At 60.3% G+C, this 15,596-nt stretch carries 16 protein-coding genes; 4 read left to right on the forward strand and 12 right to left on the reverse strand.

Annotated features, from left to right (window positions below; genetic code table 11):
* From AC0L3L_RS20645 to AC0L3L_RS20655, 3 genes are all read right to left on the reverse strand, one after another.
* The coding region (locus AC0L3L_RS20645) for a sigma-70 family RNA polymerase sigma factor (protein ID WP_473639024.1) at nucleotides 1-368 on the reverse strand (368 nt) is incomplete at its 3' end.
* A gap of 479 nt (nucleotides 369-847) precedes the next feature.
* Nucleotides 848-1,348, reverse strand: a complete 501-nt coding sequence (locus AC0L3L_RS20650) for a hypothetical protein (protein ID WP_473485016.1) — start codon at nucleotides 1,346-1,348, stop codon at nucleotides 848-850.
* Between the two features lie 202 nt (nucleotides 1,349-1,550).
* Nucleotides 1,551-2,243, reverse strand: a complete 693-nt coding sequence (locus AC0L3L_RS20655; RefSeq protein WP_473638930.1) for an ABC transporter ATP-binding protein — start codon at nucleotides 2,241-2,243, stop codon at nucleotides 1,551-1,553.
* A gap of 395 nt (nucleotides 2,244-2,638) precedes the next feature.
* Between AC0L3L_RS20655 and AC0L3L_RS20660 the strand changes: the two genes are divergently transcribed.
* Nucleotides 2,639-2,950 (forward strand): hypothetical protein, encoded by a 312-nt coding sequence (locus tag AC0L3L_RS20660; protein ID WP_473485012.1) that lies wholly within the window; start codon nucleotides 2,639-2,641, stop codon nucleotides 2,948-2,950.
* Between the two features lie 249 nt (nucleotides 2,951-3,199).
* On the opposite strand, the gene AC0L3L_RS20665 is transcribed toward AC0L3L_RS20660, so the two are convergent.
* Nucleotides 3,200-3,727 (reverse strand): YciE/YciF ferroxidase family protein, encoded by a 528-nt coding sequence (locus tag AC0L3L_RS20665; protein ID WP_123148981.1) that lies wholly within the window; start codon nucleotides 3,725-3,727, stop codon nucleotides 3,200-3,202.
* A 272-nt stretch (nucleotides 3,728-3,999) separates the two neighbouring features.
* Between AC0L3L_RS20665 and AC0L3L_RS20670 the strand changes: the two genes are divergently transcribed.
* Nucleotides 4,000-4,338, forward strand: coding sequence for a hypothetical protein (locus tag AC0L3L_RS20670; RefSeq protein ID WP_473638931.1), 339 nt, complete (start codon nucleotides 4,000-4,002; stop codon nucleotides 4,336-4,338).
* Between the two features lie 35 nt (nucleotides 4,339-4,373).
* Here the strand turns inward: AC0L3L_RS20670 and AC0L3L_RS20675 are convergent, their stop codons facing one another.
* Nucleotides 4,374-4,505: a hypothetical protein gene (locus AC0L3L_RS20675; protein WP_282595253.1), complete on the reverse strand. Its 132-nt coding sequence runs from the start codon at nucleotides 4,503-4,505 to the stop codon at nucleotides 4,374-4,376.
* Between the two features lie 339 nt (nucleotides 4,506-4,844).
* Entirely contained in the window at nucleotides 4,845-5,999 is a 1,155-nt protein-coding gene (locus AC0L3L_RS20680) for a DUF3182 family protein (RefSeq protein ID WP_473638932.1), read from the reverse strand.
* Nucleotides 6,000-6,250: 251 nt separating this feature from the next.
* On the opposite strand from AC0L3L_RS20680, the gene AC0L3L_RS20685 reads away from it, so the two are divergent.
* Nucleotides 6,251-7,306, forward strand: coding sequence for a ribonuclease Z (locus AC0L3L_RS20685; protein WP_473638933.1), 1,056 nt, complete (start codon nucleotides 6,251-6,253; stop codon nucleotides 7,304-7,306).
* On the opposite strand, the gene AC0L3L_RS20690 is transcribed toward AC0L3L_RS20685, so the two are convergent.
* On the reverse strand, nucleotides 7,294-7,818 hold the full coding sequence (locus AC0L3L_RS20690; RefSeq protein ID WP_473638934.1) for a metallophosphoesterase family protein: 525 nt from the start codon (nucleotides 7,816-7,818) through the stop codon (nucleotides 7,294-7,296). The genes AC0L3L_RS20685 and AC0L3L_RS20690 overlap by 13 nt on opposite strands.
* Nucleotides 7,819-8,052: 234 nt before the next feature.
* Here AC0L3L_RS20690 and AC0L3L_RS20695 point away from each other — a divergent pair, with 234 nt between their 5' ends.
* A complete protein-coding gene (locus AC0L3L_RS20695) occupies nucleotides 8,053-8,307 on the forward strand; it encodes a DUF982 domain-containing protein (RefSeq protein WP_473638935.1) in 255 nt (84 codons plus the stop codon).
* Nucleotides 8,308-8,418: 111 nt separating this feature from the next.
* Here AC0L3L_RS20695 and AC0L3L_RS20700 read toward each other — a convergent pair whose 3' ends face one another.
* The 5 genes from AC0L3L_RS20700 to AC0L3L_RS20720 all read right to left on the reverse strand — a co-directional run bounded on the left by AC0L3L_RS20700 (nucleotide 8,419) and on the right by AC0L3L_RS20720 (nucleotide 15,519).
* On the reverse strand, nucleotides 8,419-10,962 hold the full coding sequence (locus tag AC0L3L_RS20700) for an NAD-dependent epimerase/dehydratase family protein (protein ID WP_473638936.1): 2,544 nt from the start codon (nucleotides 10,960-10,962) through the stop codon (nucleotides 8,419-8,421).
* Nucleotides 10,963-11,090: 128 nt separating this feature from the next.
* Nucleotides 11,091-11,756 (reverse strand): dienelactone hydrolase family protein, encoded by a 666-nt coding sequence (locus AC0L3L_RS20705; RefSeq protein ID WP_473638937.1) that lies wholly within the window; start codon nucleotides 11,754-11,756, stop codon nucleotides 11,091-11,093.
* 326 nt (nucleotides 11,757-12,082) lie between these two features.
* Nucleotides 12,083-12,412, reverse strand: a complete 330-nt coding sequence (locus AC0L3L_RS20710) for a hypothetical protein (RefSeq protein ID WP_473638938.1) — start codon at nucleotides 12,410-12,412, stop codon at nucleotides 12,083-12,085.
* Between the two features lie 51 nt (nucleotides 12,413-12,463).
* Nucleotides 12,464-13,774, reverse strand: coding sequence for an HlyD family type I secretion periplasmic adaptor subunit (locus AC0L3L_RS20715; protein WP_473638939.1), 1,311 nt, complete (start codon nucleotides 13,772-13,774; stop codon nucleotides 12,464-12,466).
* On the reverse strand, nucleotides 13,774-15,519 hold the full coding sequence (locus AC0L3L_RS20720; RefSeq protein WP_473638940.1) for a type I secretion system permease/ATPase: 1,746 nt from the start codon (nucleotides 15,517-15,519) through the stop codon (nucleotides 13,774-13,776). Before AC0L3L_RS20720 ends, AC0L3L_RS20715 begins: the two co-directional genes overlap by 1 nt.
* Between the last annotated feature and the right edge of the window lie 77 nt (nucleotides 15,520-15,596).

The raw sequence follows: 15,596 nt of genomic DNA on the forward strand, positions 1-15,596 counted from the left end.
ATCAGCATCAGGACCTCGCGCTGATGTTCCGGCAGCTTCTGGACCGCGCTATGGACTTCCTTGCTCTGAACGGACCATTCCTGGGTCGCTTCCGAAATCGGGATCAGAGAGGCACAGTCAAGCAGGCCGGGTTTTTCCCTGTCGGCTGCCTTGATGTGGGTATAGTAGGTGTTGCGCATGATGGTGAAGAGCCACGACTTCATACGCGTTCCGGGCTCGAACTTATCGATGTTGGCGAGCCCTTTGGTCAAAGTCTCCTGGACCAGGTCATCGGCGTCGTCAGGAACACGGCAGAAGGTGCGGGCGAAGGCTCGCAAGGCAGGTATCAGGTCAACGATGGAAACTTCATCCGTTTCCTGGTTGGCCAAGGGGTAGCCGCTGGAGGACAATGGTCCAGCTCCCAGCAAGAAAGAGTTGATGAACGCAGACCTAGCTAAATGCATGAAGGTTTGGATCGTTCCGGACATCGAAATAAGTCGCTAGAAAATCTCGGATGGGGTGAAATACGCGCGGGCCGTGCGTTTTGCGGCTGAGCTCCTGTTGCGGCGAATCCCGCCCGCTTGATCGGGGCAGCCAAGGGAAATGTCCCGCCCTATTCATCGGTTTCACGTCGGAAGCCGAGTCGCTTCTGGGCAAGGCAGGTGCCGATGCGGATGAAGGACTGATAAGGCTGCAGTCAAAAGAAGCGGCTGAGGAATTTGTCCTGGCCTGCCGGAAATTGCGGCTGTGGGCGCGAGAGGCGGCCGTCAAGCTCTGACGCCGGTGCATGCTGGCCATCTGTTCGCATGGTGACCGGAGCCGCGGCAACAAAGTGGGCGGAAGCATCCCTTTCGCTCGGACGGGCTACTTATGACCGGTTCTTATTCTTAGCCTCGTCCTCTCGCTTCTTTTTCAGGACTTCGTCAGTCCCGACCAGCTTTTTCGACCCGCCGGGGATCGCTGTGGACACCACGGCAGGCGGGTCGCTTGCGGGGAAGGAATCCTCAAGGCCGGCCTGCAACTGGTCTTCCAAGGTTTCCGGCTTTTGCGACCGACCAGGTGTCCTTCGGGTTTCAGTTTCCTCCAGCGGCTGCTTCATATCAGGTGAAGAACTAACCTCTCGAACACAGGCATAAAGCTGTTCGATGGCAAATTCCTTCAGTGTTTCGAAGTTGGCCCTATTATCATCATCACGCATTGCCTCGATCTGATCGACCATGGTTTTCTCGAACCGGTCAAGGCTATCGGCTCCGCAAGCCTGGCAAAGGCGCAATAATGCTTCTTTGAGCATTTTCGGGCCAAAGTAAGCCGACGCTTCGAGCTTGAGCCGTTGCAAATCCTCTGGAGTTGCCGCCTGAAGTTTTGACATATGCAGCCCTTTCGCCTGATGAGCATATCAACGGCAATTATCGGCAGATGTTCCATTCATCCGGCACTGATGCATAGCTCTTGTTCAGCGAGCCGCCTATCACCGAGCCACCCGATGGATCCACATCGCTGAAACGCAGACTGGTCTGTAGACGCGGCAACCGGCGGTAACGGCGTGCGACCGCATTTGCAGCGGCAGGTGTCTACCTTCGTGCTCGGCCGTCTTCGAGTTCGAGCGTCGAATCGAAGTAGGTCATCCAGCGCGTATCGTGGGTCACAACGCAGATCGCGACATTGCGACTATCCGCCAGATGCCTGAAGACCTTCATCACCATCTCCGCCCGCGTGCCATCCAGCGCAGCGGTGGGTTCGTCGGCCAGAATGACAGTGGGATCGTTAGCCAGGGCCCTCGCGATCGAAACGCGCTGCTGCTCGCCGCCGGAAAGCCGGGACGGATAGTTGGAGCCGCGATGCCCCATGCCCAACGCATCGAGCAGCCTCGCGGCTCGCACGTGCGCCTGCTGTCGGCCGACATCGTTGACCTGCATGGCGATGGCGACGTTCTCGGCCGCCGTGAGGAAAGGGATCAAATTCGCCTTCTGGAATACAAAGCCAAGATGGGTCCGCCTGTAGGTCCGCAGCTCGTTGAGCTTAGCACCGGGACGCGAAATTACCTTGCCGTCGAACAGAACCTCTCCCGTGGTCGGAGCCTCCAGCAGACCGGCGATCATCAGCAGTGTCGTCTTGCCCGAGCCGCTGGGGCCGACGATGCCGCTGACGGCGCCGGGGCTCAAGGTCAGCGAACCTTCAGCCAGCGCGGTGACCGGAGAGCCGCCGCTCTCATAGACTTTGCTGGCGCTGCGGACCTCCAGCGTGGCGAGGCGGCGCTGCGACATCTAAGCGCCGCCAGGTCCAATTGTGAAATTGGAGCATCGAGGGCGATCCGCCATATGTGGACATCGAAGCCGAGAACTGGCGTCGCCCGCCCGCCATCGTCTTGCAAGACAACACCGCTCTGCTTCATCTTACACGTTCCTCGCCGACCGAAGAGCGCGGCGTGGCGTCGGCTCGATCGACGCCAATGGTAGCTGGTGATGAGCCATTAAGGAACGCTAGCAGATTTTGCCCCAGCTCAGGATAGAGGTAAGCGCGCTCTTGGCAATGCATCCGGGTTGTAGAAAGCACCGGTCAAGTGCCGTGCCAGCAAGTGAGAAAGGAACCTTTTCTAAAACACGCCGTTTGCCAGTAGGTCGTTGCATTAGCGACCAGTAAACAACGGAAGGATCTTGTCATGAGTTACAAGATGATCTGTTTAGGCGCGATGGCGCTTTCTATGGTAAGCGGCGTTTCTCTTGCGGCAGGCACCGAAACAGGCACGTCTGCCTTGGATGACCCCGCAAAGATGGAGCCGTTCTACACGGACTCCAGCATGACGACTCTGCGGTCCGACGACGAGTTCACGGCAGCTTGGAAAGCGCTGACGGACGAGGACCGCATGGCAATGACAAAAGTCTGCGATGAGGAGGCGGCAAACGCCAACGCCGCCAACACCCACCCTGAATTCTGCAGCAGTGTCAAAAAGCTCGGCGGTGGTAGTAACTGAACCATGGAAGGCGGGCAACGGCCCGCCTTTTGATTAGCGACTGTGAGGCAGGAGGATGGATAGCCGCGTGGGTCGGCTATCTTAACGGGCCGCTCCGCCACTCACCGCCATGCGAATGCCCAGGCCAATGATAAAACAGCCGGCGATGCGCTACTGCCAGAGCCGCATCTTTGGTTGCTTCACGATCCACTTCGGAGCGGAGCCGCTGGCGATCCCTTGCCGGGGCTCCGCAAGCCGGTGGCCTTGGAATTACGCGGCCGCTTGAAGAGCACGTTGGTTGACACCACCCTCGCCTAGACCCGTCAGCGCTTCGTCCGTCGCGACCTCTTCCTTGAGCGTCTCTTTGAGAAGGGCAGCAACATCGGCCTTTCCCATCTGTTCTGCCCAGGCGATAAGAGTTCCGTACCGGGCGATCTCGTAATGCTCGACGGCTTGCGCCGCTGCCACCAGTCCGGCATCGAGCGCAGGAGCACCTTCATAGTCTTCGAGTATCTCAGAGCCCTCTTCAATGATGCCGTCGATCGCCGGACAGGTCTTGCCGCGTGCTGCCTTGCCGAATTTCTCGAACACTTCCTCGAGGCGATCGACGTGACCTTCCGTTTCCATACGATGTTTTTCGAAGGCAGCAGTCACTTTTTCCGACTCCGCGCTTTTGGCCATTTTCGGCAGCGCCCTCAGTATCTTCTTTTCGGCGTAGTAGAGGTCTTTGAGTCCGTCGAGGAACAGGTCCTCGAGACCCTTGGTTGCCGCTTTTGCGGCTTTCTTCGTAGTTGCCATGGTCGTCTCCCGCTGGGGTTGGAGCTAGCCTCCTTAAAATGTGAAGGCGTCCGATAACCCCGCCGGTCGGCAACAAGTTCCCTGACGATCCGGGCCGCTGGGAAATTTTTCCGAACCTTTGGGTCGCACAGGTGCTGCAAGGCTTACTCTGGTGAGCGGAGGCGCGAGGAAATGGTCGATATCGCACGAGCTTCGCTCGCTCGCCTTTCGGGCCCGTGCCCCGGTCGGCCCGCGCTCAGGAGCCGCGAGCTCCTTTTCGGCAGACCATGCGCTTGAGCAAAATCACCGACGAGGGAAATGTTCGCATCGCTTCGGATGTCGCAGCCATCGGCTCAATCGATCCGCCTGATACGGCCCTTTTCGAGACGGAACACTCCATCCTGCCCGCCCTGCGTCTCAAAATCGGTAAGCAGATCGTCCCATGTACCCAGGAATTCGCCGCAGTCGTCGCAAAAGATCCGGTCGTCAGGACCGGCGTCGGCCGGAATCCTCAGCCTTATTGTCAGGCAATAAGGGCACTCCAACTGGTGGTTGAGATACTGCTTGGTCATGGACGATGGCGAGAATGCACTGGAAATATGGCCCCTGCAACCTCGCTCGCGCTGGTCTGACGAGCTCGGTCAGAAATGTACAGCGATAGGGGGCATCACGGCGATTGTTGCGATCCGGGAATAACCAGCGCGCCTTCGTCAGGGGCCGAATATTCAAAGCCGATGAAAAACGCAGCAAGAATTAGCGCGCAGATAATTGCAATTGCTGCCAGTGCGGTTCTGGACAACGGCTTACGCGGTTCCCGATCTTGCAACACTGAACCAGTCCGCTCTCGGTTCGAAGACGAAGGGGGCAAGGCAGCTTGACCCATTATATGCCGTCTTTGGTCGGAGGCCAACCAGACCGAGCCGTTGGGGGAATGTTGTCGGATGTCAACTCTCCCCGCTTGAGTTTTCTGATGGCTTCGTCGGCTTCGATCTCATCCAGCCCGGAAAGCCGCCCACGGATGTTCCGTGGTCATAAGCGTTTTGCGATCTTAATTTTGACGCTCATGAGCCGGCGCAAATGGCACAGGATAGCACGGGACAAATCCGACAGTGCAAGACGATCGCATCAGCCTAAGAGGTTAATCGGCCGCTTTCTTTGGCGGCTCCCGGGTCGCATGCGTGACGACGGTATAGCGCGTAATCGGACCCTCGTCGGGGTCTTCTCCTTGAAAGTGAACGTCCGCGTTCACCGGTAGCCGGCTGGTATTGCCGAACTCCTTAACTGCGGACGCACGGACGAGTTGGATGTTGGGGTCCTGCTTCATAATTTTTATTGCCGCAAGCTCGGCAGTACTGCTGCCGCCAATGCGCCAGCTGGCTTCGAGCACACCGGATCGCCAGATACCCGACGAATCGACGCCCTGGCCGATATCGTAATTGCGCCGCGAGGCGAAAAATCCAGGATACTCAGCCATCGCCGCGTCATAGGCCCTCGCCTGCACAATTGCCAAAGCTAATGCGCGAGGAAGCTGAAGGTCTTCGAGAGCTTCCCATCCGCCGCGCACTACAATGAGATCGGATCCGCCATAAACGGATTGTCCCGCATTATCGGTCGTCGTCCTTTGAGTGCCGTAGTAGGCGATCATGATTTCATCGATCTCCGTTCTGCCTACGCTCAGGGTGACGATGTCACTAAGGTCCGCTTCGAGCACAAGACCGCACTCGTCCAGGTCGGGGCAGCGGTATCGCTCGAGCTGCCTCTCGACGTCAGCGACGGTGCGAACAATGTGCTGGTCCTGACCCCGCGAGGCAAGCGGTGGCTTAAGTCGCGCCGGCCCGAGCCTCAGCAGACGCTGCGCTGCTCGCAGCGCATCGTGCCGCGAAAATACGGTGTAGCCAGGCAATACTGCTGCGCTGACGGTTCTGCCGAAGTTGTTTGACCATTCCTTCGGTCGCTTGGCCGAGCCATCGACCAGTTCATGGGTTATGGCCTTGGTCATTACGAAACGCCAAGGCACCACGCCGCCGAAGAGGTCTTGCGGCCCGTCGATACCCAGCCGTGCCGCATCAGTGGCAAGCAAGCTGTCGTCCGGCACGAAATACAAGCCCTCGCCGTTGCCGCTGCTGTTGCCCAGACCCTGCTGGAAGGCAAATCCCTTGAGGCTCGCAATCGTGCGGGCAACGGCAGCCATAGCTTCCCGTTCGTGTGCGTAGAGAGGCTCGCAGCCCGGCGCGGAGAATGCGATCACGGTCCCTTTTGCCTCGCCCGGCTGACTGCCTCTGTGCTCGGTCATGTTGCTCGTTCTTGGGGTGCTACCTCATTATGGCCGCGGATGTGTCGGCCGGCGGTTCGCTCCGACCCAAGAGAACGCGCAAGATGGCAGAAACGTTCAGCCTGACTTGGCCGGCTCGCCGTCTTCTGCGTCCTTTCGAACGATATACGTCGGGAACCGGTACCCGGAGCGCGCGATTAGAGGGGTAGACGTGAGGTCCGGGTCGTGTCTGAAGGTGACCGCCTAGTGGCGAAATTCGAAAACAGTATCGGGTGGATTCGGTGACGTTGCTGGTTCAGCCGCGCCTGGTCAACGACCCCTTCTCGGATGCGGGGCTTCTTCTGGATTTCCGATTCGGCAACCGGGCGACGCTCTTCGACATCGGCGATCTGTCGCCACTTTCGCCGCGCGAAATCCTGCGCGTCAGCCACGTATTCGTATCACATATGCACATGGACCACTTCGCCGGCTTCGATCGGCTGCTGCGGTTATTTCTATACAGGAATAAAACAGTGCATTTCTTCGGCCCGCCTGGGTTGATCGAGGCCGTGCAAGCCAAGCTCAACGCATACACCTGGAACCTCCTTGACGAACAGTCCCACGACTTCATGATAGCCGCCTGCGACTGGACGCCGGCCGGATTTCGTCATTCCTGCCTCTTTCGGGCGCGATCGGGCTTCGCTCGGCAGGACACGGCATCAAATCCAGCCGAGGGAAATACCCTGCTCGACGATCCCGATTTCCGTATCGAAGCAGCAATGCTCGACCACGGCGTTCCATGCCTTGCATTCGCGTTTCAGGAAAAGATCGGGGTCAACGTGCAAAAACCGCAGCTGGAAGCATTGGGTTTGCCTGTCGGACCGTGGTTGAGCGAAGCCAAGCGTGCGGTCCGGCGCGGAGCTGATCCGGAAACGACGCTCGCCCCAACCGCGGATCGACGTATCTCGGTCGGCGAGCTGCTCGGTGCCGGAGCCCTGAGAACCGGCCCCGGACAGAAGATCGTCTATGCGACCGATCTCGCATTCAACGAGGCAAATCTTGCGCGTGTCGTTGCGCTTGCGCACGGCGCGAACCAGCTGTTTATCGAAGCGGGCTTTCTGCAGGAAGATCGCGAGCTGGCCGCCGCGAAGCGCCATCTCACGGCAGCCGAAGCCGGCACGATCGCCAGGCTTGCCGGTGTTGAACATGCCGTGCCGATGCACTTTTCGCCCCGCTATCTCGGACACGAGGACAAACTGCATGCAGAATTCGCGGCACATCTAGGCGTTGGAAGCGCTTCTCACGTAAGCAAGAGCCGGGATGGCCGCGTTTTCGATCACTTGCGTTGAAGATCCCGGCGGGCGATCCGTCGCCGTCTGCCTGCAAGGATGGCGGAAAGGTTGACCGGGCGAAAATCCCAGCCGTCGACGCCCGTGTCGTACTGGCGCGTAACCGGGCTCAGCCTGCCGTGGGAATGGCCATGCAGATTGATCGATTTCTTGCCGATCTGATTCCAGGTGCGAAAAGGATAGTGGCAAAGGATCAGCAACCTGCCGTCTATCGTCAGCTCCTTATAATGCTGTGTGCTGGCCCAACCAGCGGCGCCGATAGTTGCTGCGCCATCGTTGTTGCCGATAATCAAATGCTTCTGGCCATGAAGCGACGACAGGAGCGATGAAACGAATTCGGCCGACCCCTTCGCAAAGTCGCCGAGATGCCAGACCTCGTCGTCCGGACTGACGGTTTCGTTCCAGAGTGAAATCAGTGTTCGATCGTGTTCTGCCAGCGAGCCGAACGGGCGACGATCGATACGCAGAATGCGGGGATCGCTGAAATGTGTGTCGGCCGTGAAATAGATCATGGTCGTTCACAGCCTTGCGAACGATATCGACCAACGAGCCCGAATTTCGGCATGCCGTCATCGAGCCTGTCGAGCCGGATGAGATAGCGCGCCGTCGCGCTCTGGCCACCTCTGCTTGTGTTGGGAGAGCCCGGCGGCTTTGATCAAGGGCAGTGGCAAGTCCGACGGCAATTAACATTTGGGGTGGCGACAAAGATCAGACGCGGCTAACATATTGCCGCTTTGGAGAGTGTCGTGCGAACGAAACGTTTCAGACAGCCGATTGTTGTTCAACCTGGCCGGATCGCTCGCGACAGGGTTGCTGTCTCGGTCTCCGACACGGCTGAGGTGCTGCTGAGGGACTGGCCGACGCCAGCCTCCAAGACGCGGCTCGCTGCAATCGAAGCCTGCCTTGCGGTTATCCGCGGCGAAAAGCCGCCAAGGGTCGCGCGCCAAGCATACATCGTCGCGGCCAAGGATGCGAGGATCGTGCTCGGCGAACAAATCTAGACCTGCGCCGTCAGGCAGAGCCCCGTCCAGGCAACTCGATCTCTTCCTTGACCTGCTCCTGCAGATCGCCACGCGCGCGCTTCGCCTCGCCAGGTGCTGAAGTCGAGTTGCTCAGACAATCGCTCGATCCCAACCGCCATAATGTTGGTCGCTGCGCGTGCCGCGCGGCAGGCTGAGCACGATCAGCGCCAGACCGATCGTAACGTCCGCCGCGATCGCTGTGGTTCCACCGCCGGCGAGCACAAAAGGTGAGACCGCGATCCACGCACCGAGCACGACATTGAGGAAGCGCACCGGCCGGACAATTTCGGCCATGGCCGTGACTGCGACCATGATAATGAGACAGCCGACGACATGATCGCTGAAGTAGAGCGGTGGTTGCGTGCCAATGATCAATGGCGTCGTCATCAGCAAGGCGCCGAGCAGCGTGCTCGCTACCAGCGTCCATGGGAAGTTCACGCCGCCGGTGACAAATTCCTTCAGCACCTCGAAAACCGGACGGTCGAGGTCGGCCCCAGGCGTCTGGTTCTCCGACAGCGCCGGTCCGCCCATCCAGAAGGTACGCCAGAACGGCTCGCCCGCCCTCGTGGCGCCCCAGAGATACTGGATGGTCGCCAGCACCTCATCGACCGAGTAAGGGATCAGCACCACCGTGACGGCGGCCTGGAGGATGCAGAGCGTGCACAGCGCGCCAATCAGCGGTGGCTGGATGATGATGAAGGAGACGCTGACCACGCCAAGCGGAACGATCAGCAAGCCGAAGAGGAGTACCATCCACGGCATGGTGCGCCAGCGCCGGCGGTCGCCGATCGCGCCGGCGAGGATATCGAGGCAATAGGCAAGCGCGCCGAGCCCGGCATCGGCGATTGGGAAACCCTTCGAGACCCATGACGTCACCACAGCCTCGCTGCCGTTGCGCACCGGCGCGCCGCCGGGGTCGAAGAACGGATCCCACAGCCCATCCGCGTGGCCCATCTGGAAGGCGGCGAGATAGCGCGAGACGAATAGGCCGACGAAGGCCAGCGCCACGATCGGAATCCGCTGCGTGAAGGTCGATGGCGAATAGGTCCAGCCCAGCGGAATGTCGTCGTCGGCCGCCAGCGCGCGGCGGCTGATGCCAGGGGTCGGCGGGATCATCACCGCAAAGGCGACGATCAGCATGCCGACGAGCGTGTCGATGGCATAGGCGGCGGCGCTGGTCGTCCAAAACAGCAACGGCGCCAGCATCACCCAAACTCCGAGCGACGCCGTGATCCACTGCACCCAGCGCCAGCGTCGGGACATGCCCATCAACGCAAAGACCGTCACCAGCAGGCCGGAAATGATCTCGCTGACGCCGAGGCTTGCGTTGCGCAATTGCGGCTCCGCGACAGCGTGGCCCAGAGCGGGTGGGATTGCGGCTGTGACGGGATCGAACAGGCCAACTGTCATTGGCGAGGTGACCAGCCACAGCCCAAGCGCAGCGTTGGTCATCGGCGCCCAGAGTGTCCTGGACCGATGCCGTGTTATCGCCGCTTCGACGTCTTCCTTGCTTCGTTCGAGCGGTCCCTTGAGGCGCCTTTCGGCCTTTTCGATCTCGGGGTCCGAAGCCGCGACAACGGGCGGATCAAGCTTGTTGGCCGCGTACCAGTCTGTGGGGTCCTGTTTCAGCCGGCGGATCATCTCCGGCAATGTATCCAGCAGGCTGTGTCTAGGCGCCCAACCCAGCAGAGTTTTGGCTCGCGAGATGTCGATCTCGTAATGATCGTCCGAGTTCTCGATCATCCACGGTTTGATGTCGGTGTCCTGATCGAGTACCTCCGTCTGCACCCACGCGCCCAGCTTCGTCAGCTGCTTCGGCAGCGCCAGGGTCCGCCAGTCCTCGCCATGGATGAGCCGGCCGATGCGCTTCTGCATCTCCTCGTATGACGGTGTGTCTTCTTCGCCGATCAGAAGCACGGTCTCGGGCGGAAGTTCGGCGCGCCGGTCGACGGTACGCACCACCGCATCGACGAGATCGTCCTTGTGCAGATAGGGCTGGCCGGCGGTGATATCGCCGGCGAACAAATAGGCGGTCGGCAAGCGCTCGAAAATGCGAGCGATCTGCTGGGCAATAAAGGCCGCCCGGCAGTCTTCGTCATAGACGCCGGCGAGCCGCAGGATCACCGTCTTGATTTCGCCGCGCTCCCTCGAAATCAGCGCCTCGGTTTCGGCTTTCGATCTTGGGTAGGCCCAGGCCGGGTCGAGCGGCGAGTCCTCACTGATTTTCGTGCCCCTCCCCGGGCTTGGGGCATGGACGAGAAGCGTGCTGGAGAACACGAACTGCTCGGTCTTGATCGCCGTCAGCGAATGCAGGAGCCGGCGCGTGCCCTGCACGGTGACGGCGTCATATTTCGGATTGTCCTTGCCGGTCGTGTCGTAATAGGCCGCGAGGTGGATGACCGCGGCGATGCGACCGCCGCGCTCCCGCGCTGTTTTCACAGCCCTACTCACGCTCTCATCGGAGGTGAGATCGATCTCGATCGTCTCCATGCCGGCGGGGGGATGCTTCGGTTTTGCAACATCGAGGCCGATAACCCGGTAGCGGTCAATCAAACCTCGCGCAATCGCCTGCCCCAGGAAGCCGCTGCTTCCGGTGATAAGGACCGTCGGAAGGGGCGCGCCGTGATTTGCCATAAGTCAGGCCCGTTCGCGTTGGTAGAGAGGCCCGATGGCGTGGTGCGCTTCGGCCTTCCTCGGCTCGCTCAGCACCTTCGAACTGGATTCGTTTTCCTTGTCTGCACCGAGTTTTAGCCTGCCCAGGATCATTGCCTCGGCCCTTCCGGAGGCGCGAGATGCTCGAGGAACCATCGCGTGGCGTGTCTGACTACTTCGTCCATTGTCCCCGGCTCCTCGAACAGGTGGCCGGCACCGTCGATAATGATCAACTGTTTCTCGCCTTTCAGCGCGGCAAGGGCACGCTCGTTCATCCCGATCACCGGCCCGTCCAGGCCGCCGACCAGCAGCAGTGTCGGGGCACGCATGGCCGGCAACGCGTCCATCGCCAGATCGGGCCGGCCGCCGCGCGAGACGACAGCCGCGATACCTGCATCCGGGCGTGAGGCGGCCACCAGCGCGGCTGCCGCGCCAGTGCTTGCCCCGAAATAAAGTGGGACAAGCCTTCTGGTTCGTGCTTCCGCAGCCGCCCAATGCGTCGCCAGCGCGAGCCGCGATGCAAGCAGGTCAATGTCGAAGACGTTTCGCCTGTCGCGTTCCTCGATCGACGTCAAAAGGTCGACGAGAAGGGTCGCCAGTCCAGCCTGCCGAAGTGCGGCGGCCACGTGATTGTTGCGCGGACTGAGCCGTCCACTTCCGCTGCCATGAGCGAAGATGACGATGCCTTGCGCACCGTGCGGCACGCCCAGCAGCCCAATGAGCCCGTCGGGCTCGATCCTGACTTCCTCGACCTCTGTCATGGCGGATGCCGGCATCTTTACACTCCAAAGGGAGGATCGCCTCACAGGCAGAGGAACGGCGCCTCGCGCCCACTCAGGGCGTTAAACACCGGCATGCCGGAAATGTTTCCGAGTCAGGCCAGAAAAAATATGGCTATCCCATCGGCAGCGACAGATCTGTCCCGTCCGTCTATTCGGAATTGTGGGCTCCCTCGGCGCAACGCTCTCCGCGGCCGAGCCTCAAGATTTGTTTGGCATCAATTGGTCTAGAGCCATTGTCGCCAAGCCCGATGCAGCGTTCGATTGGCCACTCCGCTATGAAGCGAACTTGGTGCAGCGTCGCATCGCCGGGCTCGCGTTTTTCAGGTAGCGCCTCTTGTGGGCGGCTTGTCCGTGTCGTTCCATTCCGCCTTGCGTGCCCGCGCTTCCTCGAAGATCAGCTTGAACTCCCGCATCATCGCACTCTCAATGGCGAACGCACTGCTTGGCACGGCGCCGGGGTCTTCCTGATTATTCTGGAATTGAAAACGGGCCTCCAGTTCGGCCCATATTCGCTCGGAAGTCGCGTCGCGGCCGGCAAGCAGCGCGACGACCAGCGCCAGAGTCTCTCGCTGGGCGTTCAGCCGCCCCTCGATCTCTTCATTCGTCAACCCGGACATGTGGATCGCTTCCAGTTTCAGGCGAAACGGCAAAATCGCGTCGTTGTTCCGGAGTTCAGCTCGTCGACTCGCCCGAGTCGCGGCCTATTCTTCCCTGAATGCCCGTTGGATTTGGTTCGCCAAAGGTTTCACGAGATAGGACAGCATGGTGCGGCTGCCGGTCGAAAAGAACACCTCGACAGGCATTCCAGGCGCCAGGGCCAGGCCCTTGACCCTGGTAAGCTCTGTGCGCGGTAAAACAACATGCACGGTGTAAAAGCCAGCGCCTGTTTTCTCATCGACATTGAGGTCGGCGGAAATCTTGCTGACGGCACCATTCAGTTCCGGCGTTGTTTGCTGATTGAATGCCGACAGCCGCAGCGTCGCGCTTTGCCCTGACGTCAACTGATCGATGTCTTGGGGTGCCACGCGCGCCTCGACGGTCAGGTCGTCTGTCACAGGGACTATCAGCATGATGAGCTCGCCCGGAGAAATAACGCCACCGACCGTGTGCACACCAAGCTGATGAACGACGCCGGTCTGCGGACTGCGTATATCGATCCGCTTGAGCTGATCTTGGGCCGAGACCTTGCGCTCGACGGATTCAGAGATCTTTGCCTGGACGTCACGCAGTTCGGTCGCCACCTCGCTGCGCAAATCCTGATCGATCTGAATGATCTGCAAACGGATTTCGGATGTACGACCCTTCGATTGCGCTATGGCCGCGGTCAGTTGCCCGTGCTCACCTTTGAGCCGCACGGCATCGCGTTCAAGCGCAGTTATGCGATCGATTGAAACCAGCTTGCGTTGCCAAAGTCTGCGCATGCCTTCGAGCTCAAAGCCGATCAACTTGATTTCCTGGCTCTTGGCATCTTTTTGCTCGGTCAAGCCGGAAACTTCTTCGGCAAGCTGCGCAATACGCTCTTCCAACTGAGCCTTCTGACCAGCGCGTGCCTGTCGGCGAAATTCGAACAGAGATTGCTCGCCGGCCATCGCTCGACCAATCTCAGGGGCATCCTGCCGTGACACAAGCGAAGCTGGAAAGATGATGCTCCCTTTGCCGTCGCGCTCGGCCTCAAGGCGAGCCAGGCGCGCCTCGAATTCGTCCAGGCTCTTCGTGACGATCGCCAAATTGGCCCGGGTGATCGTCTCATCGAGGCGGATCAAAACCTGGCCCGCCTTCACGGCATCGCCTTCCCGGACGAAGATTTGACCGACAACGCCACCCGTCGGATGCTGCACCTTCTTAACGCTGGAATCGACGACCAGCTTTCCCGAAGCAATCACGGCCCCGGAAATCTCGGTGACGGCAGCCAAGCTTCCGGCCCCACCAATCAGAAGTATGCAAGCTGCGACCCCACCAAGCAGATAGCGCCGAATGGTCCGGTCAATCGCGGATGCAGTGCGTTCTGCCATCAGGATGCAGGTTCTTCAGGGCCAGAGACGACCTTCAAGGGAACGCCTGCTGGGCGAGTTATCTTGTTCAATATCTCATTCTTCGGGCCAAAGGCCTGGATCCGGCCGTTCGCCATCACAAGAACCTGATCCAGGCTGGCCAGCGCGCTCGGCCGGTGTGCGACCACGATGGCAATACCGCCCCGAGCGCGAACACCTTGGATCGCCACCGTCAACGCGGCCTCGCCTTCCGCATCGAGGTTGGAGTTAGGCTCGTCGAGGATGACGAGGAACGGATCGCCATAGAGCGCCCGGGCAAGCGCCACCCGCTGTCTCTGGCCCGCCGAAAGCGCCGATCCGGCCTCGCCGATGCGCGTCTCGTAGCCTTCCGGCAGGTGGATGACGAGATCATGAACGCCGGCCGCGCGCGCAGCCGCCAGTATCTTGTCCGACGGCGCCTGCGGTTCGAAGCGCGCGATATTCTCGGCAATGGTGCCGTCGAACAGTTGGACATCCTGCGGCAGGTAGCCGACATGGCTGCCCAGCTCTTCCGGCGACCACTGGTCGAGCGTTGCGCCATCCAGCCTGACGGTTCCGCGGATTGGGAGCCATATGCCGGCAATTGCCCGAACCAGCGATGATTTTCCCGAAGCGCTCGGCCCGACGATGCCGAGGCCGACGCCCTTTTCCAGTGCAAAGGTGGCGTCTTGCACGACCATACGACGCTCCCCGGGCGGCGTGACACTGATACCTTCGACCGAAAGAGCAGATTTCGGCGCAGGCAGCGAGACACTTGTCGCAGTTTCGGGAAGCAGGACCAAAAGCTGGGTCAAGCGGGCCCAGGCCTGGCGGGCGGTGACGAAACCCCTCCAGTGCGCGATAGCCAGTTCGATTGGTGCGAGTGCCCTGCTCATCATGATCGAACTGGCGATCATGATGCCGCCGGTCGCTTGCTGATGGATGACGAGATAGGCGCCGATCGCCAGGATACCGGATTGCAGCATCATGCGCATGATTTTCGAGATCGTTCCGAGTGTCCCAGCAAGGTCGCTCGCTGTTGCATTGGTGTCGAGATAGTCAGCATTGATCCCTGACCAGCGCTCGGCGATGCGTGATCCAAAGCCCATGGCCTGCAGAACCTCGACATTGCGACGCGTCGCTTCGGCAAGTGTATTGCGCGCCGCCGCTTGACTGTTTGCCTTTCTGGCGGGCTCTCTCGTGCGAATTTCGGCAAGCAATGTCAGGCTGAAGAGAATGACCACGCCGGCCAGCGCCGTCATGCCGATCCAGAAATGGAATAGGAAGCAGATTGCGAGATAGATCGGCATCCATGGCAGGTCGAAAAGCGCGGTCGGACCGGCGCTCGACATAAACGAACGCACCTGATCAAGATCGCGCAACGATTGAAGGCCGTCGCCTGCGAGCTTGGTGCGCAACGGCAAACGCATGAGGGCGGCATAGACCTGTCCGCTCAGGCGCGCGTCCAATGCCATCCCGATGCGCACCAGCAAACGCGACCGGATGAGCTCAAGAGCGCCCTGAAAAACAAAAAGCGTGCCGGCAAACACGGCGAGCCCGACGAGCGTCGGCACGCTGCGGCCGGGTATGACGCGATCATAGACCTGCAGCATGAAAAATGAGCCGGTCAGCGCCAGAACATTGACGACGCCGCTCATCAACGCGATTCCCGCCAACGCTCGCCGGAAGGAAGCCAGAACCGCTGCGAGGGTCGTTCGTGGCGGTTCGGATGGATGGGGATGCGACATCGGCTTCACATCAGTTCCAGTTCGGTCTCAGGCGGCAATAACCGCGCCCGAAATCAGGCCTGATGACGAACGTGTCG

The sequence above is a fragment of the Mesorhizobium sp. WSM4849 genome (genome assembly GCF_055811385.1).